Annotated in this window: 35 protein-coding genes; 10 read left to right on the forward strand and 25 right to left on the reverse strand. The window is 40.7% G+C overall.

Features of this window, described 5'->3' with window-relative positions:
• Positions 1 to 4: 4 nt before the first annotated feature.
• The 25 genes from FTU38_RS02865 to FTU38_RS02990 form a co-directional block, all read right to left on the reverse strand.
• Entirely contained in the window at positions 5 to 220 is a 216-nt protein-coding gene (locus FTU38_RS02865) for a hypothetical protein (protein ID WP_120375889.1), read from the reverse strand.
• Positions 220 to 1,269 carry a DUF2163 domain-containing protein gene (locus FTU38_RS02870; protein ID WP_180110519.1) on the reverse strand — a complete coding sequence of 350 codons (1,050 nt, stop codon included), beginning with the start codon at positions 1,267 to 1,269 and terminating at the stop codon, positions 220 to 222. Before FTU38_RS02870 ends, FTU38_RS02865 begins: the two co-directional genes overlap by 1 nt.
• Before the next feature lie 3 nt (positions 1,270 to 1,272).
• Complete coding sequence (locus tag FTU38_RS02875) at positions 1,273 to 2,454, reverse strand: hypothetical protein (protein ID WP_180110520.1); 1,182 nt, start codon at positions 2,452 to 2,454, stop codon at positions 1,273 to 1,275.
• Positions 2,451 to 5,423: a hypothetical protein gene (locus FTU38_RS02880; protein ID WP_180110521.1), complete on the reverse strand. Its 2,973-nt coding sequence runs from the start codon at positions 5,421 to 5,423 to the stop codon at positions 2,451 to 2,453. The genes FTU38_RS02875 and FTU38_RS02880 overlap by 4 nt, the downstream gene beginning before the upstream one ends.
• A gap of 53 nt (positions 5,424 to 5,476) precedes the next feature.
• Positions 5,477 to 5,797 carry a hypothetical protein gene (locus FTU38_RS02885; protein ID WP_179997223.1) on the reverse strand — a complete coding sequence of 107 codons (321 nt, stop codon included), beginning with the start codon at positions 5,795 to 5,797 and terminating at the stop codon, positions 5,477 to 5,479.
• 19 nt (positions 5,798 to 5,816) lie between these two features.
• Positions 5,817 to 6,692, reverse strand: coding sequence for an exonuclease domain-containing protein (locus tag FTU38_RS02890; protein WP_180110522.1), 876 nt, complete (start codon positions 6,690 to 6,692; stop codon positions 5,817 to 5,819).
• 233 nt (positions 6,693 to 6,925) lie between these two features.
• The gene (locus FTU38_RS02900; protein ID WP_180110523.1) at positions 6,926 to 7,399 is read right to left on the reverse strand and encodes a phage tail assembly chaperone family protein, TAC; all 474 of its coding nucleotides are present in this window, start codon (positions 7,397 to 7,399) and stop codon (positions 6,926 to 6,928) included.
• 39 nt (positions 7,400 to 7,438) lie between these two features.
• Positions 7,439 to 7,951, reverse strand: a complete 513-nt coding sequence (locus FTU38_RS02905; RefSeq protein ID WP_180110524.1) for a phage tail tube protein — start codon at positions 7,949 to 7,951, stop codon at positions 7,439 to 7,441.
• A gap of 44 nt (positions 7,952 to 7,995) precedes the next feature.
• On the reverse strand, positions 7,996 to 8,364 hold the full coding sequence (locus tag FTU38_RS02910) for a DUF3168 domain-containing protein (protein ID WP_180110525.1): 369 nt from the start codon (positions 8,362 to 8,364) through the stop codon (positions 7,996 to 7,998).
• Positions 8,364 to 8,852 carry an HK97-gp10 family putative phage morphogenesis protein gene (locus tag FTU38_RS02915; protein ID WP_180110526.1) on the reverse strand — a complete coding sequence of 163 codons (489 nt, stop codon included), beginning with the start codon at positions 8,850 to 8,852 and terminating at the stop codon, positions 8,364 to 8,366. The genes FTU38_RS02910 and FTU38_RS02915 overlap by 1 nt, the downstream gene beginning before the upstream one ends.
• Positions 8,837 to 9,193 (reverse strand): head-tail adaptor protein, encoded by a 357-nt coding sequence (locus FTU38_RS02920; RefSeq protein WP_180110527.1) that lies wholly within the window; start codon positions 9,191 to 9,193, stop codon positions 8,837 to 8,839. Before FTU38_RS02920 ends, FTU38_RS02915 begins: the two co-directional genes overlap by 16 nt.
• 1 nt (position 9,194) lies before the next feature.
• On the reverse strand, positions 9,195 to 9,404 hold the full coding sequence (locus tag FTU38_RS02925; protein ID WP_180110528.1) for a hypothetical protein: 210 nt from the start codon (positions 9,402 to 9,404) through the stop codon (positions 9,195 to 9,197).
• Positions 9,405 to 9,701, reverse strand: coding sequence for a head-tail connector protein (locus FTU38_RS02930; protein ID WP_180110529.1), 297 nt, complete (start codon positions 9,699 to 9,701; stop codon positions 9,405 to 9,407).
• A gap of 72 nt (positions 9,702 to 9,773) precedes the next feature.
• Positions 9,774 to 11,294 carry a phage major capsid protein gene (locus tag FTU38_RS02935; RefSeq protein ID WP_180110530.1) on the reverse strand — a complete coding sequence of 507 codons (1,521 nt, stop codon included), beginning with the start codon at positions 11,292 to 11,294 and terminating at the stop codon, positions 9,774 to 9,776.
• A 69-nt stretch (positions 11,295 to 11,363) separates the two neighbouring features.
• Positions 11,364 to 12,101 carry an HK97 family phage prohead protease gene (locus tag FTU38_RS02940; protein WP_180110531.1) on the reverse strand — a complete coding sequence of 246 codons (738 nt, stop codon included), beginning with the start codon at positions 12,099 to 12,101 and terminating at the stop codon, positions 11,364 to 11,366.
• Positions 12,076 to 13,344: a phage portal protein gene (locus tag FTU38_RS02945; protein WP_180031465.1), complete on the reverse strand. Its 1,269-nt coding sequence runs from the start codon at positions 13,342 to 13,344 to the stop codon at positions 12,076 to 12,078. The genes FTU38_RS02940 and FTU38_RS02945 overlap by 26 nt, the downstream gene beginning before the upstream one ends.
• Positions 13,341 to 15,101, reverse strand: coding sequence for a terminase large subunit (locus tag FTU38_RS02950; protein WP_180110532.1), 1,761 nt, complete (start codon positions 15,099 to 15,101; stop codon positions 13,341 to 13,343). The genes FTU38_RS02945 and FTU38_RS02950 overlap by 4 nt, the downstream gene beginning before the upstream one ends.
• Positions 15,098 to 15,577 carry a P27 family phage terminase small subunit gene (locus FTU38_RS02955; RefSeq protein ID WP_075167502.1) on the reverse strand — a complete coding sequence of 160 codons (480 nt, stop codon included), beginning with the start codon at positions 15,575 to 15,577 and terminating at the stop codon, positions 15,098 to 15,100. Before FTU38_RS02955 ends, FTU38_RS02950 begins: the two co-directional genes overlap by 4 nt.
• 87 nt (positions 15,578 to 15,664) lie before the next feature.
• Positions 15,665 to 16,270 (reverse strand): HNH endonuclease signature motif containing protein, encoded by a 606-nt coding sequence (locus FTU38_RS02960; protein WP_180110533.1) that lies wholly within the window; start codon positions 16,268 to 16,270, stop codon positions 15,665 to 15,667.
• Positions 16,245 to 16,436 carry a hypothetical protein gene (locus FTU38_RS02965; protein WP_075167504.1) on the reverse strand — a complete coding sequence of 64 codons (192 nt, stop codon included), beginning with the start codon at positions 16,434 to 16,436 and terminating at the stop codon, positions 16,245 to 16,247. The genes FTU38_RS02960 and FTU38_RS02965 overlap by 26 nt, the downstream gene beginning before the upstream one ends.
• A gap of 166 nt (positions 16,437 to 16,602) precedes the next feature.
• Positions 16,603 to 17,073 (reverse strand): hypothetical protein, encoded by a 471-nt coding sequence (locus FTU38_RS02970; RefSeq protein WP_180110534.1) that lies wholly within the window; start codon positions 17,071 to 17,073, stop codon positions 16,603 to 16,605.
• A gap of 344 nt (positions 17,074 to 17,417) precedes the next feature.
• On the reverse strand, positions 17,418 to 19,184 hold the full coding sequence (locus FTU38_RS02975) for a DUF5906 domain-containing protein (protein WP_180110535.1): 1,767 nt from the start codon (positions 19,182 to 19,184) through the stop codon (positions 17,418 to 17,420).
• Positions 19,181 to 20,110 (reverse strand): primase-helicase zinc-binding domain-containing protein, encoded by a 930-nt coding sequence (locus FTU38_RS02980; RefSeq protein ID WP_180110536.1) that lies wholly within the window; start codon positions 20,108 to 20,110, stop codon positions 19,181 to 19,183. Before FTU38_RS02980 ends, FTU38_RS02975 begins: the two co-directional genes overlap by 4 nt.
• On the reverse strand, positions 20,110 to 20,607 hold the full coding sequence (locus tag FTU38_RS02985; RefSeq protein ID WP_180092418.1) for a phage regulatory CII family protein: 498 nt from the start codon (positions 20,605 to 20,607) through the stop codon (positions 20,110 to 20,112). The genes FTU38_RS02980 and FTU38_RS02985 overlap by 1 nt, the downstream gene beginning before the upstream one ends.
• A 29-nt stretch (positions 20,608 to 20,636) precedes the next feature.
• Positions 20,637 to 20,849, reverse strand: coding sequence for a ribonuclease D (locus FTU38_RS02990; RefSeq protein WP_120367366.1), 213 nt, complete (start codon positions 20,847 to 20,849; stop codon positions 20,637 to 20,639).
• A gap of 100 nt (positions 20,850 to 20,949) precedes the next feature.
• Here FTU38_RS02990 and FTU38_RS02995 point away from each other — a divergent pair, with 100 nt between their 5' ends.
• From FTU38_RS02995 to FTU38_RS03040, 10 genes are all read left to right on the forward strand, one after another.
• Entirely contained in the window at positions 20,950 to 21,591 is a 642-nt protein-coding gene (locus FTU38_RS02995) for a LexA family transcriptional regulator (protein WP_180092415.1), read from the forward strand.
• A 104-nt stretch (positions 21,592 to 21,695) separates the two neighbouring features.
• Complete coding sequence (locus tag FTU38_RS03000; protein WP_180110537.1) at positions 21,696 to 22,013, forward strand: hypothetical protein; 318 nt, start codon at positions 21,696 to 21,698, stop codon at positions 22,011 to 22,013.
• Positions 22,010 to 22,234, forward strand: a complete 225-nt coding sequence (locus FTU38_RS03005; protein WP_180110495.1) for a hypothetical protein — start codon at positions 22,010 to 22,012, stop codon at positions 22,232 to 22,234. The genes FTU38_RS03000 and FTU38_RS03005 overlap by 4 nt, the downstream gene beginning before the upstream one ends.
• Positions 22,234 to 22,392 carry a hypothetical protein gene (locus FTU38_RS03010; protein ID WP_180110538.1) on the forward strand — a complete coding sequence of 53 codons (159 nt, stop codon included), beginning with the start codon at positions 22,234 to 22,236 and terminating at the stop codon, positions 22,390 to 22,392. Before FTU38_RS03005 ends, FTU38_RS03010 begins: the two co-directional genes overlap by 1 nt.
• The gene (locus tag FTU38_RS03015) at positions 22,392 to 22,583 is read left to right on the forward strand and encodes a hypothetical protein (protein WP_180110539.1); all 192 of its coding nucleotides are present in this window, start codon (positions 22,392 to 22,394) and stop codon (positions 22,581 to 22,583) included. Before FTU38_RS03010 ends, FTU38_RS03015 begins: the two co-directional genes overlap by 1 nt.
• On the forward strand, positions 22,580 to 22,876 hold the full coding sequence (locus FTU38_RS03020) for a pyocin activator PrtN family protein (protein ID WP_373686429.1): 297 nt from the start codon (positions 22,580 to 22,582) through the stop codon (positions 22,874 to 22,876). The genes FTU38_RS03015 and FTU38_RS03020 overlap by 4 nt, the downstream gene beginning before the upstream one ends.
• Positions 22,866 to 23,279 carry a hypothetical protein gene (locus tag FTU38_RS03025; RefSeq protein WP_180110540.1) on the forward strand — a complete coding sequence of 138 codons (414 nt, stop codon included), beginning with the start codon at positions 22,866 to 22,868 and terminating at the stop codon, positions 23,277 to 23,279. The genes FTU38_RS03020 and FTU38_RS03025 overlap by 11 nt, the downstream gene beginning before the upstream one ends.
• Entirely contained in the window at positions 23,276 to 23,887 is a 612-nt protein-coding gene (locus FTU38_RS03030; RefSeq protein ID WP_180031486.1) for a 3'-5' exonuclease, read from the forward strand. Before FTU38_RS03025 ends, FTU38_RS03030 begins: the two co-directional genes overlap by 4 nt.
• Entirely contained in the window at positions 23,887 to 24,252 is a 366-nt protein-coding gene (locus FTU38_RS03035) for a hypothetical protein (protein ID WP_180110541.1), read from the forward strand. Before FTU38_RS03030 ends, FTU38_RS03035 begins: the two co-directional genes overlap by 1 nt.
• Positions 24,252 to 24,593 (forward strand): hypothetical protein, encoded by a 342-nt coding sequence (locus tag FTU38_RS03040; RefSeq protein ID WP_180110496.1) that lies wholly within the window; start codon positions 24,252 to 24,254, stop codon positions 24,591 to 24,593. Before FTU38_RS03035 ends, FTU38_RS03040 begins: the two co-directional genes overlap by 1 nt.
• Positions 24,594 to 24,610: the final 17 nt, after the last annotated feature.

Here is a 24,610-nt window from a genome sequence, read left to right on the forward strand (position 1 = left end):
TCACCTATTTCTTGATTGCTTGTGGCGTACCGGCTAAAAATGCTGTGACGTTTGGTGCAACATCACAGGTCCCAAAAATGACAGGAATTGATCCACCTTCATCTGCAGAGGTCACATCAAGTTCACCAGGTGTCAATCTGGATTTTTGACCTTTACGCATCTGAATATATGAAAAGACAGCAACCGCAACCGCAACGACTGCGGCAATAATGGCAAACATTACACAATCCTCGTGGTTGTTGGATTATCTTCTGGCATATATGCAAAGCCGAGAAAATTGTCCGTGTTATTAAATCTATGACATGCTGTTAATGACTTCATGCAGCCAGGATAAACTGTCACAAAAAACACTGATTCAGATGCCACATCAAATGCATTTTGCGCATCTTGTGTCTGCTGATGAGCGTTATCGAGTTCGCTTTGTTTCTGATCGACAATCGCCTGAGCTGTCAATAAGTCCTGCTCATAAGTCGGACTCGCCGGGTCTAAAGCATCACGATCTGCAATGGCTTCAATCAAGGCTGATGTTGCAATCGTTTCTGCATTTATAGCTTGCAGCCAAGTCTGCTTTGTCGTGTTATATGCCAACAACGCTTCATCAGTCGTCACTTGGTCAGCCAATGTATCTAAGCGACGAATCAAAGTGACTGATTGCCCAGAACTCGACTCAATTGCTACATTTACACCTGTACTGCTCTGCAACATACCAAGTCTGAAATAATTGTCATCAACAGCTAAATCCCGAAGTTGCACATTCAATTTGTCCACGGACTTAACCGTTGTTTGAATGCCCCATTGTGATTTATCTAGCTTACAGCCACTGCCATACAGATCATGACAACAAGTTCGCTGATACTTATAACGCGCACCTGCACGGCCTAAGCTTGTATAGTCCGTTTCACATTTCAGTGTAATTTCTACACCATCTGGCTTAACTGCAGTAACACGTCCTTGCCACAAGGTTGAAATATTGCCAAATTGCAACTTGCTGACTTTGACCAAGATATTTTCTTCAAGTGCTGAACGCAGGCAGTCTTGAGCGAATTTGCTGTTCAGTGCAAAGGTAATATCAATTGAGTTTTTTTCCAGATCACTACTTGAATCAATTGCCGATCTCGTTAATGTGATCGCTTCATAGATTATTTCGCCATCCTGAACAGACTTATCGCTCGACGTGTAATAAAACTTTGCATCGCCTCTGGTAAATTCATAAAGCTCACGACGAACTGCAGAGTTGGTTAGTGATTGAAAAAACTTGCCCAATCCCATTGCCTAAACTCCTATTTCTAAAATGGGTACCGTGACTTCTACATTTCCCGCACCTTGATAATGCAAATCGATAGAATCAGCATCTAATCGATGCAAGCCCAAATACGAGATTCGTTCGATGGATGAAGCATTCTTATTCAGTGCAGGCGATACCGTGACTTGCACAGTACTTCCTGACACCAGGGCAGATGCTGTAATAGTATGTGCTGTCCACGTTTGATTGCTTCTGACTGCAATGTGTTTACGGGCATCACCGAGCTGCTTATATTGATCCGATTCAATCAACATGACCGATGAAATAAAGCCAGTACTTTTACAGCGCATATTGGCTTCATACGTTGGCAACCAAAATGGACGGTATTTCCCTTTACGTCTGAACAAAAATTGCCGATATGCATACAGATCTTCAGCACTATGAATTACTGCTCTGTACTGCTTTGAATATCGTGCAAAATTCCAATCAGAGTTTTGAAAAATCACACTGACTTCGTTATTAATCATGTTTTGTTGCTGTGATAGTGTTGCGTCCATACCACTGCCTGAGTAAGTCAGACCGAAGAAATACAAATCATGACTTAAAAATTGAATTGGTTCTGATTCCAATACTTCTGGTTCATCAATCACAATAAAAGTAATTGATGCTTGAACATGTATCCCACTTATTTGACGTGAAATATCACCATTGATAAAACACAAGCGCACTGGATATAACTTTGCACCCTTAATATTAATTGCATTTTTAATAACAATCCGGTCACTTGCAACACTTAGAACCTCGACAAGTATTTGCTCAGTTTTATTCTTGAGTAACGCAAGACCACCTTCATAAAAAGAATAAATATCAGTTCTGCAAGTAATTACTGTTTGCTCAGGTAATGGCTCCCCATCTGCAACAACTTCAGGAGCTACATCACCAACAAATTGAGATTCCTGAAACAAGGGAACTGCCCAGTTTTTTCGGATTCCTCCCCATTGAGCATTGAAATGCTGTGCAATTTCATTTCGTATAGCCACTGAAGAAAAACCCAGCGTTTGCCGGGCTTTATCTTTGAGTGGAGTTCTGACTTCTGTGCCATTTTTAGACTCAAACACATCAGTTTTAAACCCTAATGTTTCAGTCCCTCCAACCAAAGCTGGCGAAGTTAATAAAATAACTTCACCAAAATTTTCCGTTGTTAATTTCATGCAATCATCGCCTTAATCGAAGATCGATTGTTTTTAATGAAGTTCATGAATGTTTTGGTACCTGATGATGTCCCCATGAAATCACCTACAATATTCGGATCTAAGATATTGTTGATCTGAAGGCTTTGCGGTATAGCATTCTGCGCTGTTGTTGGCTGCCCTAAATATTTCGGTGTTGCTGCCATTCTAGGGCTTTCCAACTTAGGAGCATCAAGTACCAAACCACCATCTGCAAAGCCATTTTTAATAGACTGACGTAAAGCATAAAAGCCAGCTGGACCACCCAAAGCAGCAATTTCCTCCTGAGTTAAAACACCTTCACCACGGTGAACGATACCCGCTGGATCATACTTACCACCATGCCCTGTATAACCGCCAGATGCGTAGCCTACTGGGCTTAATGCAGATACTGCAGCCTGAAGTAAACCCGTCTCCATGGTGGCAATACCAACTGCAGGCAAGTTATACGGAAATGGTGCAGATGCCCAAGCAGCTGAAATAGCTGCGTAGCTATTCATGGCAGTTGAAAATAGCGCTGCACCTTTTTGGATACCGCCAAGAAGGGCATAAGCTGAGCTTGAAGAATCGACTAAGCCCATCATCATGCCCGCAAAATCAGCACCATACTGAGCACCATAAGCCATTTGCATTCCTAAGCGCTGCTGCTGATATTCTTCTTCAGTAATCAACATTTGCGCACGTGCTTCTGCAAGCAAATCTATGTCTTGCTGATATGGAGACTTTTCAAGCCCCATCATGGACTGATAATCACTCCAAACCTGTTCACGCTTGGAGTTTTCTTCTACCCCCTGCTGAATATTCGCCTGCTTTACTAGCGCATTTTTCATCTCAGGTGAGTATTCTGCTGTGTTGAGAATTTCTTCACGAACCAATGCGTAATATTCACGGGCATAGTCTTCAGCAGACATCCAGTATTGCTGAACCTCTAATAAAGCCTTTTTATCGCTAATAGACTTCAGCATCTGTTTCGATTGATATTCTTCAACATCTTTCTGATAAGCATCGGCCTGAAGTTTCAAGTACTTATCTAAAGCTGTTTTATCTCCTGCAAATGCTAAATTAATGTCTTTAATTTTCTGCTCATTATCAGCAGCCATCGCCTGCTCTTCAGTTGCATAACGTGAAGCCACTGAAAGCTGCTGTTTAGCACGCTCGTCACGAATACGGATTGCTTCTTCATTTGCTTTTTTGACTATATCCAATTCAGCATTTGCTTCTTTTAAAGCATCAGCTGAACCCTTATATCCCAAAACCGAAACATGAATATGTCCACCCGTGGCACGACTTGATGGATTTTTATATTCATCCAAGACTTTAACGACAAACCCATATCGCTTTGCCAATGCTTCAAGCTGAGTCACTGCCTGTTCTGATTTTTTTGCATCATCAATCGTAAAATCAAAAGCGTTACCTGTAGCATGCTTACTATTGGTACCCTTGTGATAACTGTCATTAAATGCAGTAAAACGAGTTAAAGAACTACCAATGGCAGACTGAGCCATTTGAGCAAAATTTGCTGTATATGCTTTAACTTGACCGCCAGCAATAGATTCAGCACTTTTAATGCGTAAACCACTAAGTGCAGAAGCACCAACCATTTTGTTTAAATCAGCCTGTTCCTTAGTAGCTTTAGCTATTGCCTTTGCTTGAGCTTCTTTGGCTTTGGCATTTTCTTCTGCTTCTTTGGTATTAGTTTTTAAACTACTTGTGGTTTTAATATTTGCCGCATCTAAAGCCAAACTGGCATTAACTAGTTTGTTAGATGATGTGGTGGCAACCGTACCGGTAAAATTCCACATCTTATCCATTTTGGCGAAGAAATCATAAAAGCTGTCTTGTGTATCCGCTAACATATTCTTAGCAATACCAGGAACTGCTCTGAAATCACCACTTAAAATGGACACGGCAATAGCAGCAACACCACCTAAATTTTGTCCAACCATTTTGATGGCTTGACCAGAACCAATTGCCACGGATGCAACAAACTTAAATATCGTACCCAGACCACTGCCAATATCAGTAAGTTGTAATCCATTTTTAGAAGTGCCAAACATTGCATCGGCAACACCTGTCAATGCAGGCATAAAACCCGATATCAGTTGATTCTTTGCGCCTTGAAATTGCAAATTAATGGCTTGTGTCTGTGCAGCAAGTAATTGCGATTGTTGAATTGCTTCTTGTGACTTAATCACGCCTGCATCATTCAATGCAATGCCATATTCATTTATAACCTTTCCGCCATTGGCAAAAAGCGGCAATAAATTACCCAAGTCGCTACCCAAACTTTCAAAAACAAAGCGTTGTTCTTGTGATGATGCACCCACCTCATCCAGCTTATTTTTTAAAAGTTGGACAGCTGCAACACCATCTTTTCCTTGTAACGTTTTGGAAAATTTTTTTATCTCAGCATCGGTCATTTTTGTGTTGTTTTTAAGCGCATCAAAGAAGTCAGCCGCACCACCACCACCAGTTGCACTAAATTCACCCAATTTTTCCTGAACATCTGCAAAAATAGAGCCGAGCTGATCTTGTGAAATCCCTAACTGCTGAGATGCAACAGTCATAATTTGGAAATTTTCAATACCAATTTGCGCCCGATTAGCAAGCATAGCCATTTGAGCATCTGCTTTTGCAGCATCAATTGACATCTTAGCAAGCCCACCAATTGCTAAAGCTGTGCCACCAACAGCCATGCCAGCCAATGCACCACTGGCAGCCAAAACCCCACCACGCAAGCTGTCTACTTTCCCCAATACACCATCAAGAGCAGAACCAAATTGAGTGCCACCCAATGATTGATTCATTTGGTCTTTAAAATTGGAGAAAGCCTTGCCCATTTTATCTGTCGATTCTTTGGCTTTGCGTTCCGCTCTGTTCATCGGCTCGACAAACTGACCGATCTGCGCCACTAAATCTAAGGTTAATCGACCCAATGAAGCTGTAGCCATACTTTTCTCCAGATAATAAAAAACCCCGTAAAACGGGGTTTCATTCAGCTAATTTAGGAATATTCTTTTATGCAGTTTCTATATGCTGCAATATATAGATGCAAGGCCTGATACTTAATATCTATTTGAGACTGCTCAATTGGCAATGTATAAATCAATTCTGACAAAAGATTTTTGATTTCATCTCGATATACTGGATCACTCCACTCATTAACTAAATCAATCTGTTCAGTCAAAGTCTCACCTTGATATCTATTTTTTAAAAGTTTCATGACATAGTTTGCATGGCCATCACAACGCTCGTCTAATGTTCTTTCCTGTCCCGCAACCACTAAATTTGATGCAAAAACCAATAAAAATAACAAATATTTCATTAAGTCCCCCTTTTATCTATTAAGAAGCACTGATCATATAAAAGAAATCTTCTTCAGAAATAACGACTATATCCTGACCTTTCTTAATTAAAGATAAAGCTTTTTCTTCCTTGGAACTAATTGTCTTACCATTTAACTTAAATAAATCTTGATGGCCTTTCACAAGGTAATTTGTTTTCTTGGTAACACCGGTGCCTACATTAAAACCCATTTGTGAGGCAATAACGCTTGCCTCCATTCGTGGTAGTTTCAATTCACCCGTAAAGCAAACTACATCACCAAACCAATCCCCTTCAGGATTACCGCCCTCAATAAAGATATTTGAGGGTGCTCTACCTTCGACCATTTCACCACGTGCCATGACCGAGCCGATTCTTCTTTTTATTAAAGATTTACAATCATTTAATTGAATATTTTTTGCATTTAATGCACAAACTAAAACCTGACCAGCTGCTATCGCATCCGCCACGGCATCATGATGATTGCCAATTTGAATGTCATTCAAATAACAAACATTTGCAAGCCCATATCCACTGTAGGCAATTTTTTCCCATGTTCTACGAACAACCATGGTGATATCGAGCCAATTGTAATCAATGTCATCAAAGTTTCTTTCAAAGGCTATTTTGTCAAAACATGAATAAATCCCAACAATACTGTCACCAATTAGCTGATCTATTTTTGGTTTAAGCTGTCCTATGGTTGGAGAATTTTTCACTGCTTCTGGTGTAATACCGTGAATAGCCATATTAATCCCATCAAAATGAGATTGTGGATTAACCAAAGATCCCCAACTTTCAACTAATTCACCATTTTTAAAAATGGCAATACCGATTTGGCAGATTGATTTCGGGTTTGAATTTGCTGTTTCTACATCTAAAGCTATAAAGTCCATTGTGCCCCCTAAATTTATAATTTAGGACACGATAATCAATTGCGTATAAAAAAGCCACCATTGAGGCAGCTTTCATTACTCCACACCATACTGCTGCATTGCCTCATCAAAACTAATTTCAGGCGCATCGTGGTGCGGTAAAAAGTCATATTCATCTTCAACCTGAAAGCCTTCTGCCTTGGCATACATAAATTTCAATCCTGCCAAGACCTCTTCAAACCTCAGTCCAAAGTTTAAGCTTCCTCTGCGCTTTCTGTACTGCCACCAATAGATGTATTCTCTGTGACTAAGGCTTTGCTTGGCTTCGGCAATGGTTCTGCCTCCAATACCATTGAGGACAAGCTCTGCCCAGAATTCTTCTCCTTCAAATTCGGCTTCGCTGTAGCCTTTCCCAAAAAGTTCTTCTTCAGAATTTCTGCCCAAACTGCATCAATCAATGGCTTGCTAAAATGCTTACGAATTTCAGTTTCGGTAAATTCAGGTTCACCTTTTTCATCTACAATGCAATCCGCTAGAATACTGGCCAATGCTTCCTTATTTTCCTGATTGGCTTGCATCTGAGCGATGGCAGTTGAATAGTCCATAATTTTAATATGGGTTTCAAATTCGCAAGGCTCACCACTCACCATAATTTCTACGGTTATTTTTTCGGGTGTATCTATTAAAATGCCTGCTTTAATATCGGCTAAGCTCAATTTTTTTTTCATGGTTTAATCCAAAAAATTAGCCCCTTTCGGGGCTAGGGTTTAAGCAGTTTCACGAATCCATTCAACTTTGGTGCTACGCTGAATAGTGACTGTAGTTTTCACTACAGTATTGGCATCAATATCCATCGGGAAAGAATCGATATAACCCGTGAATTTATTCCAACTACGACCATCAGGTAAGGTCACTGCACCTGTTGCAGCTTCCACTGTTGGTACAATACTTTTTGCCTCACCTTTATTTTTACCGGCCCATCCCACAATAAAAGTACGCTCCTTGCCTGAAACTTCTAAATCGTATAAACGACCATGTGAAGCCTCTTTCGGATCTGCATTCAGTTCAAATGTTGCTTGACCAGTATCTTTTAAGCCACCACCCTCCATATATTTCTTACTTTCTTCTTCATCCAAAGGTGTAACTTCAATACGTTCCTTTGAATCAGTACCAGGCTTAAAATTCAAAGCCCCAACAACTTTTACCAGTTCAAATTCGCCTGGTGTGGATTTAGATTCATCAACTACCCAGATGTCGGTACCCTGTGTACGTCGTGCCATAATTTTCTCCATAAAAAACCACCTATTTGGTGGCTTTCATTTAGTTAAGGTTCTTCTAACCATCGGCTTTCAATCCGAATACGGTACAAATTGACTTCTGGCTCCAACTCGCAGCCAGTAAAATCCTCAATAGAACAATTTTCTTCAATAGCTTTGCGCACTAACTTGGCAATTTTCCGTGTAGTACCTTTATCTGTGGCATAAATATCAATTTGCACATATAGCGCATCCATATCTGATACGCCAGATAAATACTGCTCTGGATCTGCACTGATAATCTGCCAACATACATAAGGCGCATCATTCATGTTGATGGCATCAAACTCACCAACTTTTAAGCCAACACCATCAGAAAGCAATGTTGCCAATTCCGTATCGACTGCACATAAATCATATAGCGGGATAATAAGCATTATTTAATATCCCTCATCAAATCAGCTTGTAACTTTTCAGCAAAGGCATCTGTCGCATTTTGAATATTAGATTCCAATGCTGGGCGCATATAGGGCTGTGCTCTGGTTTTCGATGTCCCAACCTCAACTAGCCAAAAATGTTTGGTGTCATTTTCCACAGGGGTGTAATGCGGATTTGGCTGTCGTGGCTTGCCTTTACGTTGCACATTTTTATTACTTCGCCAAAACTGACCACCTCCTTTAACACCAATACGCACTTTTGACGAATTTTTATCACTGGTTTTACCTGCACGTATAACCAAATTTTTGGAAATATCAGCACTGGTTTTAGGATCATCAATTTTTTTTGCATTGTCCTTAGCAGATTGTAAAACTGGCTTTGCAGCTACTCGAAGTGCTTTTTTTACATGTTTTTTGGCTACATTTTTGGTCATTTCATCCATTTTTTTAAGGGCATCTTCTAAACCCTCAATTACAAATCCTGCCATGTATATGCCCCTAATTCACATGCCAAAGTAATATATTCACGCCCAGTTTTATTATCCCGTAGTGGTGCAATAATGCGGTAATACAACCCATCACAAAGCAAACGACACTTGGTCCAGTCGGTATTTGGCTCAATATCATCCTGACGTAACACAATGCGAGTTGCTATAACCTTTTGTTCTTTACGTGCAGTAATAAAATCGCGAACTGAAGCATCTGCAATACGGCCATAAATAGGAAAGATGGTAGTCCATACTGTTTCACGGTCTCCACTGCCATCAGGTTTTAATACAGGGTTTTTACTTTGAACTTCAATGTATTGGTTTAATTTTCCTGATTGCATGTCATTCCCCTATTTCATGGATGCCAGCTGTCCAATCAAGTGATTCTTTAAGATGATGCTCAATCTCTGCGAGAAGTTCTTTAATACAGTTCGTTGAAACGGGAACCGTGCCTTCTTTCATCTTTTCTTGAAAAACTAAAACCTTTTTCAAAGCATCTTCTTGAGCAATAATTGAAAGCATCGCTGCTTTTTTTATTAAACGTTTTGACATTTAGACCCCCATTTTTCGGTATGGCAGCATGTACATTTCAACTGCTTGGTTGACGTATAAATTGACTTCTGTTTGAGCTGCTCTGTTCTCATACATGTCAGTGATGATCAACAAGGCAGCAATGGTCAAATCTTCATGCAATTCACCATTGACCGTCACTTCTTCAAGTGGTCGATCTAAGAAATTTTGAATATGTTTTAAAGCTGCTTTGGTGAGTAATCCGATGTAATCATCATCACGGTTATGCAGGACACGTAACTGCTTTTTGACAATGTTGAGGTCAATTAAATCACTCATAAAAATAGCCTTTTTGCGACATGAAAAGAGTTAAAAAAAGCCCCTGAATAGGGGCTCTCTTTTAAAGTTTTATTATGCTGGACCGACCACATCCACAGCTTCAGAAACCGCTGCGCCAAGTACTGCAATGACCTTGGCTTCCTCAGCTGCGGCCAATGGATTTGGTTCGATACTCCAATCACCAGTGGCATCAGCAACTGTTGAAGCTTTTGCTACGCTGCCAACACGTACAATAATGACGCTATTTGGTTCAGCGGTACCGCTGAGTTCTGCAACAGTATTCACAACAATCACAGGCGCATCAATTTCTTCAATTGCTGGCAGATCTCCAGCAACGCAAGCATCAGGAATTGAAACACCTGAAGCTGCACGCATTTCTGCACGTACCGTACACAAGTTTTTACGGAAGTTATCACCATCTTCAGTGGATAGCTCAACTGCGACTTCTTCACGAATGTATGCTGAAACACCTAAGGTAATATTACCCGTCCAGTAACCACCCACTGGCATTGCAGCAGTCAAAATCACAGGCAAATTCCAAAGCACTGGCTGAACTGCCGCACCTGGTGCACCAAATACATAGTGACCGTCAGTGCCTTTAATACGTTCAATTGCACCCCACGATTCAGGATTCAATAAAATGTATTCCGGCAGAATCCCAGCTGCACCCGCTTTATATTTACTGCGGTTTAGTACATCAATTGCCGTGTCCGTATCCTTTACAGCAACAGTTAAATGCGTACCATCTTCGATCAGACCAATGAATGAACGAGCACCGGACACACGACCATCACCGCGAACAATTTTCGCTTCAAGTTTAAGGCGTACACCGTAAGCCATACGGCCTTCAATATATGCTGCAAGCGCTGGCATATCAGAAATAAGCTGAATCGATACTTTGATCCAGTGTGCAATCGTACCTGTTTTAAGGTCAACTACACCAAATTCCAAATTTGATTCTGGCTTTTCTGCAGCTTCAGCAACTTCATCCGCCATGATGTCAAATGCCGATTCACGGAATAGCGGTACAAGCTCATTTTGAACTGGGGTAAACGCGATGAGATCCAATAAAGTCAGAGCACGCTCTGGTGTCGGAATGGAGGTCTGTGCAAATTGTGCTGTATCACCTAGCCCCGCCAAAGTTACGATATTTCGTGCATGCAGATCATCAAACTGGAATTTGCCTTTGGCGCGGGTAATTGCTTGAGCTTGGTCTACAATATTCTTATTGCGAATTAGAATACCCGCAACAGAATCTGGATTTGCACCACGCTTTTGCACACCATCTACCAATTTTTGTTGTAGATCTTCAATTTCACCAGATAACTTCTTAATGTCATTAGAGCGTGCTTCTAAGTCATTTTTAATATTGTCAGGTAAATCATCTAATTTTTTGATGCCATCCTGATAACGAGTAATCAAATCATCAAGCTGTTTTTTTCGCACAGCCAGATCGGCACAAGCTTGTTCAAAGTCCTTGGCAGTTTTGGTATCACGTGGATTTAACCCCAAAAATGGTGATTGAGGTTGAGACTGTTGAGCAGCGATTGAAGCCATAGCCAATGCTACTGTTTGTTTCGAAAGTGCTTTCATACTGTTTTTCCATGCATAGAAAATGAAAAACCCGCCTTTCAAAGCGGGTTATTGTTTAAACAATTTTTATTAAGAATCTAACCAAGCCAAAGGATCTTTTTTAGATTCAGGTGGTGCCAGAGTTTCCTCTGGTTTCTGCATTCCAGAAATTCGAGCCATTAACTTTTTGGCATAATCACCAACAAGACCAACTGATCGAAGTAACTCTTCTGCATCTTCTTCAGATTCAATTGCTTCAATCGCTTCATCACTGATAATCCGTGCAGCATTGTCAGCCGGTTCATCAACGACACTGATTTCATAAATGTCAGCACGTTTGATTTCTACATGTGTGCCTTTATCTTCCATATCCAATGAATTTGGTGGATAAAATGCAATTGAGAAGCCATCAATCGTGCCATGTACAACCATAGCAGCGACATCCTGAGCAATCGAAAGCCCTGGCGTAAATTCAATTTCAACATAAAGGCCCGTTTCATCTTCTTTAAGAAGCGTAATTTTCCCCACTCGCATCGGAAGACGGGAATCAACGTACCACTGTCTCCACCCGTGGTTGTAATAACAGTGAACTTTTTTTGTCCCTGCAGCAAAAGCAGCACAAACCTCAGCAAACGCACCATGAATGAATTTTTCACCGTAATAGTTGATCGAGTCCCACTTCACTGCATAACCGCTAATTTTTACAATCCCAGTCTTTTCATCTTTGTTGATAAATCGACAGTTATCCACGGCAATTGGCATACGCCGACATTGAACTTTCGGCAAATTTGGCAGTGCCTTATTACGCACTAGCAGTTTTTGTTTCATCAGCTTTCGCTCCATAGTTGCCTTTTTTCATTCGTTCGGCAGTAGTCATGTTGACTGGTACTAACAAGAAATCCGCATTTGGATCAGGCGTATCACCCTCTTCCATTCGTATCTGATTCGGACTTGCCTGACCTGATAAAATTCTGTCCTTATTGGATTTAATCCGCTCAAGATAAGAAGCTCTCAGCAAGTCTTTTGTCTTAAATTCAAACTCGAATTCATCCCATTCATGTCTTTGCAATAAGTGAATTCGGGCACTTTCTTCGATACGCTCCAAATAAGGACGCAATCCAAATTTATGAAAGCCATCGACCAATTGTTCGATGCCACTGCCCCAAGTCGTGCTTGAATCTGTGCTAAAAATTAAGATCGGATTGACCCCAAAGTAGCGACAAGCTTCTTCTACTGATAATTTACGAATTTCAATCAATTCAAGGTCTGCAGGGGTCAAGCTGATTTTCTCAAATTGCATATTGCCTTCGAGTACAGCCAAATCACCATCATCACCATTAATCAAAATATCCAATTCACCGCGCAGCGCATCACGCTGTTCTTTTTTCAGATATTTATCTGTTTTCAATGCTCCAGTCGGCTTGGCACCGTTAGACATTAACCGCGATGTCTTGTCCACTCCTGCAAGGCCAATACCGATGGATTGTGCACCATAGGCAATTGGCGACATCCCGACAAAACCCGTGCCAAAAAGTTTGATATGCCAGATTTCATTATCGGTATATTCGACTGTTTTATTGCCAATCTTGCACTTATACAATGGCGTGCCATCATCCCGAATACTTGGGTCCACCGATCCTGAGTTGATCACCTGCAGGCTGACTAACTTTTTGCCTGAATAATCTTTTTTGATGTAGGCATTTCCAGCCACCAGGTTCAGCATCAACTGTTCAAAAAATTCAACTCTCGTCTGGTACCGGTTCGGCTTGTTGTATAGCAGGCGAATCACGTCATGATCTTTGACTTGTGCACGAGTACCATTCGCATTTAATTTGTACATCTGCAGTGGCAATGTGGCCACAGATTCCGTCAAAATTTTGACGCAAGCAAAAACAGCACTGAGCGTCATTGCACTGTCGAATGACACCGGTTTAGCAGTCTTAAAACCAGAACGGGGACGATCCCAAATGGTCGTCCCCGTTTTGTCTTGCATTGGTCCAGTTCCCCGAACCTTCAGCTTATCGCGATTGGTTTTATCACGAATTTTCACTTTATCGCGCTTTTTACTCATCGCTTCGCTACCTTAATCATGTCATTCAACCAGTCATCAATGTTTCCATCTTCTTCACCTGGCACCAAATCGAAAACGTCCAACTTATCCCAAAGCATTGCCCGTGTAGCACCAATAATGGCAGCCACACCAGCATCAATTTTTCTTGCCTTGTCAGGCTTACGTGGGAAAATGTTGCTGTTGTTGTCTTCTTTAACTTCAATATTGCACATACACCAATGCAGCACGGAATTGCCATCATGATGAAGCCGTCCATCACGGATCAACTCTTCCATCCAACGCATGCCGATACTCAACGGATTGACCTTTTGAGGAACTTCAATTGCTTCTAAACCATCGGCAATCAAATCCTGCCCGAATTGCGCTGCATTCCACGGGTCAAAACCAATTTCATACATATTGGCTTGCAAATGACTTTCGATCACATCTTTATAAATCTGTGAAAAGTCAGTGACGTTCCCTGGCGTTTCAATCAGATGACCGCTTTCGACCCAATCCAAATATTCATCTGGACGTTTCTGACCGTCCATTGCACGTCTTTGATTTACCACGTTGGAGTTGATGTACTGATGTGCAAAAATATACCAATGCACACGCCCATCAATCAGTTTAGGGAACCATTTCACATAACCTGCCAAGTCCATTTTGCTTGCCAAGTCTAAGCCACCAAACGAAATACATCCTTTAAAATCATCTTCAGTGACGCTCGGATCTGCAATCAACTCCCATTCACTCGAAGCAATCCAACTGTCTGCACCTTGCACCCATTCATTCAAACTTTTCTGTCTGAATCGGCTTTCTTCAGCAGCGGTTTTGATCTTTTTGTATTTGCCTTGCAGGTAATTCGTGTCAAAAGCAACGCCCATACTTGGATTGGCTTTTGGCCAAACATCAGGATTGCGCCAGTCATCACCCTTATCAATGGTAAAAATGATGCCGAAATAACGCTCTAAATTATCTTTACCATACAAAATATCGACAACTTTGCAGCGCTCACGCCAACATACCCCAATTTTATTACTGCCTGCTGTGGTAATACCCAAAACCAAAGGCTCACGACGAGCAATGACACCATCTGCCATGATGTCGTAAGTTTCAGAATCTTTATGCGCATGTATTTCGTCAAGAATGGCACAATGGACGTTTTTACCGTCCTTACTGCCTTCTTTGTCTGTCGCAATGGGCCGAAAAATACTGTTATCGTTGCCAGTGGTCGAACGGATCTCATACTGAGTCGTTTCAATACCAAATGTTGCTCTTAATTCAGCATTCAGCAGTACCATCTGTTTGGCATCCTGCCACACAATTTTTGCTTGGTCATAATTGGCAGCTGCTGCATAAACTTCAGCACCTGCTTCACCATCACCGCATAGCATGTATAAACCAATGGCTGCAGCAAGGGTCGATTTCCCGTTTTTCTTGGAAATTTCGACATAAGCATCAGTAAAACGTCTGATACCGTCCTCATCTTCCCAGCCGAAAATATTACCAACAACGAAAACTTGCCATGGATCTAAGATGAAATGCTTACGTGCTAAAGCGCCTTTCCAGTGATGCAAATTTTCAATGAACGAGCACACATGATTCATGCGCTCTTCACTGAATGAATATGGAAAATCGTGGTCGTTTTCTTGGCGTTTTAAATCATTTAGAAAACGTTTTACTGCTAATTTTTCAAACTTTCCCGCAATTCGTACACCTGTTTGCACGTCTTTGCAGTACTGGTGCATGATTTCTAAATAATTTCTTTCGCTCATGATCGTCTACGCACTGTAAATGCACTCTCTGGTTTCGTTGGTTCAGGCGTTTCAAACCCAAGACCCAATTGCTGACTCTTATCCGTCTGAGCACCACGCATACCACTTCGAGAAGCTGGAGTCAGACCAAATTCTTTGGACAGTCGCAAAATGTCATCATGCAGTCGGTTCCGTAATGTGAACCACACTGATTGGACCTTAAATTTATTTGGTGTCTCATCAACGAAGTCATCGACGGTCTGTAACTTGGCCAAGACAGCTTCATAGTCAGAAATATTTCGGCAGAGCAATGTAAACGCGGCTCCATCCACCTCACTAAGCAGACCAACTTCAACAAGTTTTGGTCCTAACTCTTCCCAAACTGCATTTGCAACTTTGGTCAAGCCTGCAGGCTTAGGCGGGATTTTTGCCTTTACTGCAACTTTCGGTTGCAGTAGTTCAGATCCAGCTTGGAATGTGAAATCTTTATCAGTCATAAATCACCTCTGATACCCCCCTCCCTTTCGATTTTTTCTCACGGAGAGAAAATTTCATGGGGGGGCGGTCTTTAGCGGGAGGTCGGTTTAGACTTTTGACCCCATATCCCCTTGAATATTTTTAAAATGTGAAAAATGCAGTTGCTGTATCTTCATGCCGTTGGATACTTCGAGAATCTTTTCATTGAGCACATCGAGTACTTCCCATTGATCCTGATCAGTACAACCAAGTCGGCTAAGAATCACATCGTTTGTAATCGTTAATACATCACCGACTTTGAATGGACTCTTACGATCTGGATCATTCACTGCCTTGGTTGTCACTGGCATCCAAGCACCACGATCTTCAGATGCAGTCTTGATGTTATGGTGTGTTTCGCATAACGGTTGCCAATTCGTTTTATCCCAGAACAGATCCTTATCGCCCTTGTGTGCAATGACGTGATCGACTACCGTTGCTGGCATCACGTAACCTTTGCGACGACACTCAACACACAGCGGATGCTCCGACAAGAATTGATCACGATGTTTTTTCCACTCGGCATCATAGCCACGCTGATGTGCAGTCCCGCGATCACGATCACGTTGCTTCACTCGGCTCTGATGTTTGTCGCAATATCCTTTGTTCGATGCAAAGTCTTTACAGCCCGATGATAGACATGGACGCTTAGCTTTCTGTGGTGCTTTGTTCATGTTTCACCGGAGTAACTTTGATGGAACGTTTAATAATTAATTCACGCAGTTTCTGTGTTGCTTTCAGTTGAATGATCTTGTCCACTGCATGAAGCGCTGTGAGCAATACCATTCGACGTTTAGGCATCTGAACTGAGATGCGAACGATCATCTGATTGTTTGCCATGCGGTCATCCTTAAAAAAAAGACTGTATGCCCTGCCCCGCGCCTGACATACAGCCATAAAAAAAGAGCCTCTGGGGAGAGACTCTTAAGAACTTACAGCGCTTTAAATACAGTTTTGCATTGTGGGAAAAATTAACCTAAGTTTGCTTTTGTGTCAATATCTAATTTCACTTAGATTTATTTAGCTGAAAAAATATCTTTTCTTCGCTTAACTTATATTCATCCTGAAAGTCTTCAAGGATTGCATCAATATGTTTAGCGAGATGCTTTCGCACAGTTGAATCACTAAAACCCGAAAGAACCTCACGATTTCGCTCAGTCGGCTTGTAGTTGGCTGGAACTTTACAAAACTCAATAAGCGCAACACGAATAACCGCCAAGTGATACCTATTCGCCAAGCCTGCATTCATAAGCCGAGTATCACACTTACCCAAAAGTACCGTAGCAAACTTTTCAATATTCTCGAGTGAGTTCGCACCTAGGCACTTCATGCGCACCAAATTATCTTGGAGTGGTGTGAGTTTGGCATAACTCATTGCCACACATACATCCTGAGCTGTGATTGAACCATGACTACCACCACCAATTGCATCAAAATTTGTAGTTTTAGGATTTAACAAGCGTAAATATTTTTCCATTATCTTTAACCTTGTTGACTTTTTAACCATTGTTACGGGTACATACTTGAATGTTACTGGTATGTTACGGGCACACACTTAAAAAATATTAATAAAATCAAGTGTTGTTACGGGTGTTACGAGTGTTACGGGGTAAATCACCTCGCGCGGGGAAATATTCAATAGATATAGAATTGAATAAATATAAGCGAATAAAAATTTTTCTCCCGTGCGCGCGCGCGCATAAGCCCGTAACAGCCGTAACAGGGTGTCTGTAATGTAGGTGGGATAAGGCGTTGACAGTGTTACGGGGTAGCGAAAAAGCCCGTAACAGACCCGTAACACCCGTAACAATTATTGATATTTTATAGTACGTTAGGGACATCATGGTCTCCTTTTAACTTAGCACGAAATTCTTTCACTTGTCCACTCAGCCAATCTGCTCTTTTTACGCCTTCAGGTGGATTGGCAGTAAAGACCATGCGCCTTTGCACCTCTTTGCGCTTTTCCTGATAACCACCACCAGTAACAACATCCTCATAGATCCGTCCATGCCCTTTGGCCACGACACGCTCAGATGCAATCAAGTTTAAGAACTTGTTAGATGGAATCGCTTTTTCTCCATTCTTATGGCACCACTGCCGGTAAGCCATATACAAATCATCTGAGAGACAACAAACAAATGGATGCTCCAATAATCCCGCTCGCCAATCATCTAAGAATAATTTCCAGCCTGGTAAACCAAACTGAATGATTTCTTGTTTGGCTTTGGTCATTGGTGGCTCTGTGTATGGCGTGAAGTCAGTCAGATCCATCGACAACAAGTAGGTATAGAAAGCACTGATTGCTTTACTGTCAGGTTCAAGACAGTTTTCAATCAATCCTTTTAGGTCATCACCTAATTTTTGATTTGGTTCGAGTACTAAGAATCGACGGTCACGTTCTTCAATCGCCAACGGCTGTACTTCATTGGATAAGAACACACAGTTGATGTGGTTATTCTGCGAATAGCCTGACATAAACTTTTTCTCGATACGGATCTTTTCACCCGTGATCATGTGTTTGATCAGACCCATCATGCCGAACTTAGACTTATTGTTAAATATTTCTTCAAATAAACAGTACAGCTTACGTTCAGCCCAATCTGTATAAATGGATTCAAGACCATTTTGACCCAATGTAACAGAGTAAACTTCACCATAAATCCTTGTCATGATCTTTTCAAAAAATAAAGACTTACCTGAGCCTTGAACCTTACTACACAGTAAAACTGAGGTATTCATTTTTGCACCTGGATGCTGAAGCGGATAAGCCAACCATTTCATCAGCCATTCATAAGCAGTCGTTTCACGACCACATAAAAACTTGACCAAGTTAATAATTGGAATGCACAGCTCAAATGCATCAGACTGTTGAATAATCTGATTTTTATCATCCAATATGGGTGAAATATCCATACCCTCATAAGTATTGATCTGGCCTTTACCGATATGCATGCTTGGCACAAAAACCAAATCTTCATGCCAAATCATGCGTTTTTCTCTAGACTTTGCCCATACATCATAAGCACCTGCCCAGTTTTCTTTCATAACATCCGTGCCGACAAGCTCACGACGAAACGTATCCCAACATGCTTTTTTACCTTCAAGCATAATGAATCGTTCGATCATCTCTTTTGCTTTGAGATGACCTTCATCCGTTGCACGCCCAGCTGCATCATCTGATGAAATGGTTTTACGTTTTGGATGTGAATTCCACTGATCAAAGACTTTCTTGCCACCTAACATGGTCTGAAATGCGGTTTTTTTCCAAATCTTTTTGCCGTAATCATCCCAAACGTTGGTTTCCCCTTCGATTAAGCAAAATCGTGCAATCCATTTTTCCATTTGATTTTCAGGTGAAGGCTCCGATTGAGCAGTATTTTCCTGCGAAATACCCGCGCCCCCACTTTGTTCAACAACATCGTTTTGCTCCAAATCGGGATCTTGCCCCCAAAAATTGTTGGTTGCATTACTAGGGGGTTCGGGGGAAATCTGAACAGAAGAAATAGCTGAACGGATCTGCTTTCCGACTTCGTCGAGTCCACAATTGACATGCAAATCGTTGAAGTCTGTATAGACCTTAGAATTCATGCAACGGACTCCTTAATTTGAGTAAAATCAGGTAGTACAATGATTCCACCTGTTATGGCTTGTGCTTCTTGGGCGTACTTCAAGCCTGTATCTTGTTTAGCACTGTCATCATCAGCGCAGTAGACAAACACGGCATTTGGATATTTTTGGCGCAATACCGCACCTACTTTTGGTAAATTATTGGCAACGAATGAAAGCGCGACTGGATGACCTGTTGCCATGTGAATTGACATGCCTGTTGCATAACCTTCAGCGATGCAAATGATATGAGCATCATATAGATCAGGCTGTACTTCACCGATGACAAAGAAGCATCCACCAGTACGACCACCACTTTCTTGAATAAAAAGTTTTTGGCCATCAGGCGTAATGGTCTGCAAATTCCACATTTTGCCGTGCTCATCGTATGCAGGGATCAGAAGGTTGCCGTCATGCGTGATCTTAATTTTTGGGTCTTTATCAACTTGCTTGTTCTTTAAGTACAAGCTGAATTCACCCTGATAAGCATTGCGGAACGTACTTTCTGCCTTACGCGCAATGTTTTCACGCATCTTTTGCTCAAGTTCCCGTTGCTCTTTTGCACGGTATTCACGTTCTTTACGCCATTTTTCACGGTCTGCATCGGTAATTTTAGAACTATCATCAAGTCCAAGAATTGCACCAACTTCTTTAACAACTTCTGGAAAAGATAAATGTGTGCATTTGCCTATCAGATCCAACCCATCACCACCTTGGCAATGTTGGCAAAAATAATCACCGTTGCCATTTTTATCATCAAAACGAAAGCGATCACGGCCACCACATGCAGGACAAGGCGTTTTCTTTTTCCACTGAACATCAATACCGAACCGCGGGAAAATTAAATCCATCCACTTACCTTCAGCTGCTCGTTTAATGTCTTCAGCCTGTATTTTCTTCTTAGCCATCAAATCACCTGCTCATGTTGCTGCTCTACCATTGCAAATAGTGTTAGTGCCACTCTAATGAGATCCATGACATCTTTTTGAATAATGGCTAATTCATCTTTACTAACTACCCCATCACCAATTGCAGTTGCAATTGACTGTGATAAATCCCCCTGTTCACGTGCTAACTTTCCGATTTTCATGACAAAATCAGCTATATTTAGATTTTCATGTTTCGGCAATTCAAACCAAGCGGCATTACCATGAATGGCACAAATGCTATCCATAATTCGCGCATCTTGAGTTTCCGACAAAACCGCTTCTAAATGATAAATATTAGCTTTATGCGTAGGTGTCGTTGGATTTAACGAACTGCGAAATGTATTGATATTAAAACCATTCTTTTCAGCAATAATTGCCATGATTGAATCATCATTTTGGCGATACACTGCTGCTTTCAATGCCATAGATAATGACAGTACTGTACGTTCTAAACGCTGAGTGCTTGTAAGTTGCATGTTTAAAATTTCCCAATTCATTCATTTTTTTAGTTATTTGCATGAGCTACATTTTGCTTAGACTTAAGCAAACGTTTTGGAGTGCGACCAGCGGCTAATTCTCTGACTTCATACTCGCGATATTCTGGAATATCCTCCCCGTCACGCCATTGCGCTATAGCGGCGGTCGTTAATTCAAGCTTATCTGCTAACTGAATCAATTTTTTAAAGCCCAATAATTCCATTGCTTCTTTACGAGTCATGTTAATACCAAATCTAAGTTGACTTAGATTTAATTAGACACAACTTATCTTTGATAGTCAATAGCTAAGATAGCTTAGATATTTATCTCGGAATTTTTTTATGGAAACCATCGGCTCTCGAATCAAAAAACTCAGAAAAGAGAAAAAGCTAACCCAAGGAAAACTAGGAGATTTAGTAGGCGTATCGGATGTAACTATTGGATTTTGGGAAAAAGACGTTAATGAACCCAAATATGAAAACCTTGAAACGTTATCCAAAATGCTTGATACATCCATTGAATATTTAAAATATGGACAACATGAAACAAGTGAATCCGTTAGAGATTTCAGACCTATCTCAAGAATGCTACCTGTTTTAGATTACGTTCAAGCAGGAAATTGGACTAATGTTCGATCATTACAGCCACATGAAATTGAAAAATGGCTACCTGCACCACCAAATGCAGGGAAAAATAGTTTTTATATGATCGTACAGGGTACTAGCAATGCACCTCACTTCAAAGATGGCGATTATATTTGCATAGATCCAGATATTGACCTAACTTCAATACAAACTGGCGAAATGGTAGTAGTTCGCTGCGATGATGAAGCTACTTTCAAAGCATTGGTTAGAGAACCTAATCGTATGTATTTACAGGCATTAAATCCTAATTTTCAACCTAACATCATTCCCCTTAAAGAAAATTGCATTTACAAAGGCAAATATATTGGAAAATTTGAACCATCTAAAAAATTCTTATAATTCAATTTTATAAAAAATATTTCTAAGATAGCTTAGAAATTTAATTGACATAAAACCTAAGTTAGCTTAGTTTAAATACATTCTAAGTCAACTTAGGTTTTTTTATGAAAAGTTCAAATCCTCAAAAAAATGATCAATTCGATCAAATCATTTTAAGTCGTCTACTCGCAGACGACTTTGCCCAACCACAAATTAAAGACTTTGATTTCTACAAAGAACGTGCTGTATCACAGATACAGACTGCTATTCACGGCATCTACAAATCAAACAATCAACACGAATTTACAATCGCAATTGCACAAGCAAATGCATTCATTGATGCTGCGATCAATTTCGAATTTATTGACTTAACTGAAAAAGCTAAATGGCTTGATGACGTTGCAAAGGCTATGCGTGCTCAATTGATTGAGGAGTATGTATGAACCTATCCATCACCCCTGAAAGCATCGTACCTGAGCAATCAGTCATTGATTCATGGCCAAAACTGCATCGAAAAAAAGGTGGGCATGCTTGCCAAGGGAAATGTCCAAATTATACGGATGAACAATGCTGTCATTGTTTGATTCATGACACTCCAGCTGCTCTATCTGATGAAGACAAGCACTTAAACGCAGCTCTAATTTCAATTAATGAGGTGAGCTAATGAATAAATATATCGTAATTGCAGCCATCGCATTCTGTCTTGCATATCCAATTCTATTACTTGTAATTGCCGTGATTTTTGTAATGCACAAATTAAATGAGCACCAAAAGGAGCTTAAAGCAGATCACCAAGCTTTAAGTAAACGGGAGAATCGCTAATGCTGCAATTCACTGACTTAAACCACACCAATCACATTATCAATATGAGCAATGTGAATAACGTGGTGATCCGTAATAACAATGGCGCGCATGTGATTACTTTTCACATGCCTGGCCAGCATGTGGTGCCTGCAACGGTAGATGCAAAAACGGCTGAACGCATCTTTAAAGAATTAGGGGAACTGAAGTGAAAAATAATTTTGCTCCAACTCACAATACATTTTCTATGTTATTTGCACGCTATCTATCCCCTGTTGTGCCACTTGAAAATGTTATTGAAGACTATTTAAGCCACATGTCACTTGAAATCGCTAAACGTAAAGCAGTGAAACAAGAATTGCCGTTCCCTGTGATCCGGTTAGGTGAAAAACAAAAAGCCTCTTGGATGGTCAATTTGGCAGATCTTGCTGCGTATATCGATCATCGAACCGCAGTGGCTCAACACGATCATAAAGCCATGAATGGTGAACAATATGCGCACTAATTTAGACCATGACGTTTTTATGAAAAAGGGCAAATCTGAACCAGATCAGATTCCATTTGGATATTCTGAACTTTCTCATAAACGTAAGACTGAAGGCTATAACGCACAGTCTACGATGCGCGAAATCATGTTCAGCTCAGTCCAAGAATCTAAAAAAAATAAATCTGCTGTAAAACCAGCTCAAGCTCCATCACCAGAACGATTAAGACGAGATGCAAATAATGCTGCACGAATAAAAGCAGTTGCTGAAGGAAAATCTGAGTTTCAGGGTCAGTGCGCACACCATGGTCAGCAGACTTTCAAAATCAAAAGTAAAGGTGAAGAGCATATTTGCATTATTTGCCGTGATAAGCATTCCGTAAAACAGACGATCAAACGTCGAAAAAAACAGGTGGCAGCATGAAAAATAAATTAATGATTGATTGTGAAACCTTAGATGTTGGTGAACGCCCGGTTCTACTTAGCATTGGTGCAGTTGTTTTTAATGATCAGCAAATCTTACATTATTTTGATGCTGGTATTAGTACGGAATCGACTACTGATTTTGATGTGAGCCAAGACACTTTGGACTGGTGGTCTGAACAAAGTTTGGCTGCTCGTGAGCAAGCATTTTCAGGTACTGAGAATATAAAAGATGCATTGATCAGATTAGTCAATTTTTACACTCAACATGAATGCACTGAAATTTGGTCAAAAGGTGCCTTAGCTGATATTCGCTGGATCAATAACGCATTAGACCATTTTGACATTGAACGACCTTGGAAATTTTACAAAGAATTTTGCTTTAGAACGTTACTGAAGTCGGTACCACAGTTTGAAATTCCTTTCACTGGTACGCCACACAGTGCCCTTGATGATGCAGTTCACCAGGCTAAACAGTTTATTCATATCAAGACCATCCAAAGCAAACAGGCTCAGATCCTGATTGAACAAGGTCAACGTTTTAATGAAATGGCCCAGAAAGTTGCAGATTTAGAGTTCAAAATTTTACAAATAGAGGAATCAGCATAATGAAAATCGAAAATGCACAAGAACAATTGTTAGAACTTAGCCCTTTGAAACTGAGCCAACAATTTAGCCGTGATGATCTTTTAGATCTACGTGACCAACTCAAAGCCAAACGTGCAGGCTTGATTGAAGCCAAGGACAAATGCAAAAACGGCAGTTCAATTGCTTTGCTGAATATTGAATTGTCACAGGTCAATTCCATGCTGACCCGCATCAATCAGACCGTCACTTTGCTTGATCAAGATGCCAAGATCATGAAGAAGAATAATCACTCAGCGCAGGAGCTGGCGATGCGTTTTTTCAAAGTTGCTGAAAAGGAATTGGATGCAAAGACGTTTAATAAAATTAAAAAAATGGCGGTGGCGTGATGGATAGATCAATTGAATTACAGAGTCTAGTTGAAACTCTTTTAAATAATACAAATGTTTCAATTGAGAAAATTGAAACTGAAGTGCGGAGTAAAGGCTTCAATTTTAAGATTCAGGGAGGTGATGAATCACATGGAACTTATGCAATTTTTCAGAACTATCACAAGTTTTCTGTGGCTATAACTAAATGTCACTGTGGCCACATACATTACCTAGAAGATATGTGTATCAAATGCCATCCTGATTGGGCTATGACTTTTTTGAAAAATGGAAATATCAAAGTAAATCCAGAATTCGTCAAAGAATCATCTAATAAATACGATGATGATTTACCTTGGTGATTTCAATATACTCAAGC

The organism is Acinetobacter sp. YH12098, from assembly GCF_013419235.1.
In the GTDB taxonomy this organism is placed as follows: domain Bacteria; phylum Pseudomonadota; class Gammaproteobacteria; order Pseudomonadales; family Moraxellaceae; genus Acinetobacter; species Acinetobacter amyesii.

Coding starts and splice junctions, on each gene's coding strand:
- FTU38_RS02865 (WP_120375889.1), bottom strand. CDS start 220: ATGTTTGCCATTATTGCCGCAGTCGTTGCGGTTGCGGTTGCTGTCTTT.
- FTU38_RS02870 (WP_180110519.1), bottom strand. CDS start 1,269: ATGGGATTGGGCAAGTTTTTTCAATCACTAACCAACTCTGCAGTTCGT.
- FTU38_RS02875 (WP_180110520.1), bottom strand. CDS start 2,454: ATGAAATTAACAACGGAAAATTTTGGTGAAGTTATTTTATTAACTTCG.
- FTU38_RS02880 (WP_180110521.1), bottom strand. CDS start 5,423: ATGGCTACAGCTTCATTGGGTCGATTAACCTTAGATTTAGTGGCGCAG.
- FTU38_RS02885 (WP_179997223.1), bottom strand. CDS start 5,797: ATGAAATATTTGTTATTTTTATTGGTTTTTGCATCAAATTTAGTGGTT.
- FTU38_RS02890 (WP_180110522.1), bottom strand. CDS start 6,692: ATGGACTTTATAGCTTTAGATGTAGAAACAGCAAATTCAAACCCGAAA.
- FTU38_RS02900 (WP_180110523.1), bottom strand. CDS start 7,399: ATGAAAAAAAAATTGAGCTTAGCCGATATTAAAGCAGGCATTTTAATA.
- FTU38_RS02905 (WP_180110524.1), bottom strand. CDS start 7,951: ATGGCACGACGTACACAGGGTACCGACATCTGGGTAGTTGATGAATCT.
- FTU38_RS02910 (WP_180110525.1), bottom strand. CDS start 8,364: ATGCTTATTATCCCGCTATATGATTTATGTGCAGTCGATACGGAATTG.
- FTU38_RS02915 (WP_180110526.1), bottom strand. CDS start 8,852: ATGGCAGGATTTGTAATTGAGGGTTTAGAAGATGCCCTTAAAAAAATG.
- FTU38_RS02920 (WP_180110527.1), bottom strand. CDS start 9,193: ATGCAATCAGGAAAATTAAACCAATACATTGAAGTTCAAAGTAAAAAC.
- FTU38_RS02925 (WP_180110528.1), bottom strand. CDS start 9,404: ATGTCAAAACGTTTAATAAAAAAAGCAGCGATGCTTTCAATTATTGCT.
- FTU38_RS02930 (WP_180110529.1), bottom strand. CDS start 9,701: ATGAGTGATTTAATTGACCTCAACATTGTCAAAAAGCAGTTACGTGTC.
- FTU38_RS02935 (WP_180110530.1), bottom strand. CDS start 11,294: ATGAAAGCACTTTCGAAACAAACAGTAGCATTGGCTATGGCTTCAATC.
- FTU38_RS02940 (WP_180110531.1), bottom strand. CDS start 12,101: ATGAAACAAAAACTGCTAGTGCGTAATAAGGCACTGCCAAATTTGCCG.
- FTU38_RS02945 (WP_180031465.1), bottom strand. CDS start 13,344: ATGAGTAAAAAGCGCGATAAAGTGAAAATTCGTGATAAAACCAATCGC.
- FTU38_RS02950 (WP_180110532.1), bottom strand. CDS start 15,101: ATGAGCGAAAGAAATTATTTAGAAATCATGCACCAGTACTGCAAAGAC.
- FTU38_RS02955 (WP_075167502.1), bottom strand. CDS start 15,577: ATGACTGATAAAGATTTCACATTCCAAGCTGGATCTGAACTACTGCAA.
- FTU38_RS02960 (WP_180110533.1), bottom strand. CDS start 16,270: ATGAACAAAGCACCACAGAAAGCTAAGCGTCCATGTCTATCATCGGGC.
- FTU38_RS02965 (WP_075167504.1), bottom strand. CDS start 16,436: ATGGCAAACAATCAGATGATCGTTCGCATCTCAGTTCAGATGCCTAAA.
- FTU38_RS02970 (WP_180110534.1), bottom strand. CDS start 17,073: ATGGAAAAATATTTACGCTTGTTAAATCCTAAAACTACAAATTTTGAT.
- FTU38_RS02975 (WP_180110535.1), bottom strand. CDS start 19,184: ATGAATTCTAAGGTCTATACAGACTTCAACGATTTGCATGTCAATTGT.
- FTU38_RS02980 (WP_180110536.1), bottom strand. CDS start 20,110: ATGGCTAAGAAGAAAATACAGGCTGAAGACATTAAACGAGCAGCTGAA.
- FTU38_RS02985 (WP_180092418.1), bottom strand. CDS start 20,607: ATGCAACTTACAAGCACTCAGCGTTTAGAACGTACAGTACTGTCATTA.
- FTU38_RS02990 (WP_120367366.1), bottom strand. CDS start 20,849: ATGACTCGTAAAGAAGCAATGGAATTATTGGGCTTTAAAAAATTGATT.
- FTU38_RS02995 (WP_180092415.1), top strand. CDS start 20,950: ATGGAAACCATCGGCTCTCGAATCAAAAAACTCAGAAAAGAGAAAAAG.
- FTU38_RS03000 (WP_180110537.1), top strand. CDS start 21,696: ATGAAAAGTTCAAATCCTCAAAAAAATGATCAATTCGATCAAATCATT.
- FTU38_RS03005 (WP_180110495.1), top strand. CDS start 22,010: ATGAACCTATCCATCACCCCTGAAAGCATCGTACCTGAGCAATCAGTC.
- FTU38_RS03010 (WP_180110538.1), top strand. CDS start 22,234: ATGAATAAATATATCGTAATTGCAGCCATCGCATTCTGTCTTGCATAT.
- FTU38_RS03015 (WP_180110539.1), top strand. CDS start 22,392: ATGCTGCAATTCACTGACTTAAACCACACCAATCACATTATCAATATG.
- FTU38_RS03025 (WP_180110540.1), top strand. CDS start 22,866: ATGCGCACTAATTTAGACCATGACGTTTTTATGAAAAAGGGCAAATCT.
- FTU38_RS03030 (WP_180031486.1), top strand. CDS start 23,276: ATGAAAAATAAATTAATGATTGATTGTGAAACCTTAGATGTTGGTGAA.
- FTU38_RS03035 (WP_180110541.1), top strand. CDS start 23,887: ATGAAAATCGAAAATGCACAAGAACAATTGTTAGAACTTAGCCCTTTG.
- FTU38_RS03040 (WP_180110496.1), top strand. CDS start 24,252: ATGGATAGATCAATTGAATTACAGAGTCTAGTTGAAACTCTTTTAAAT.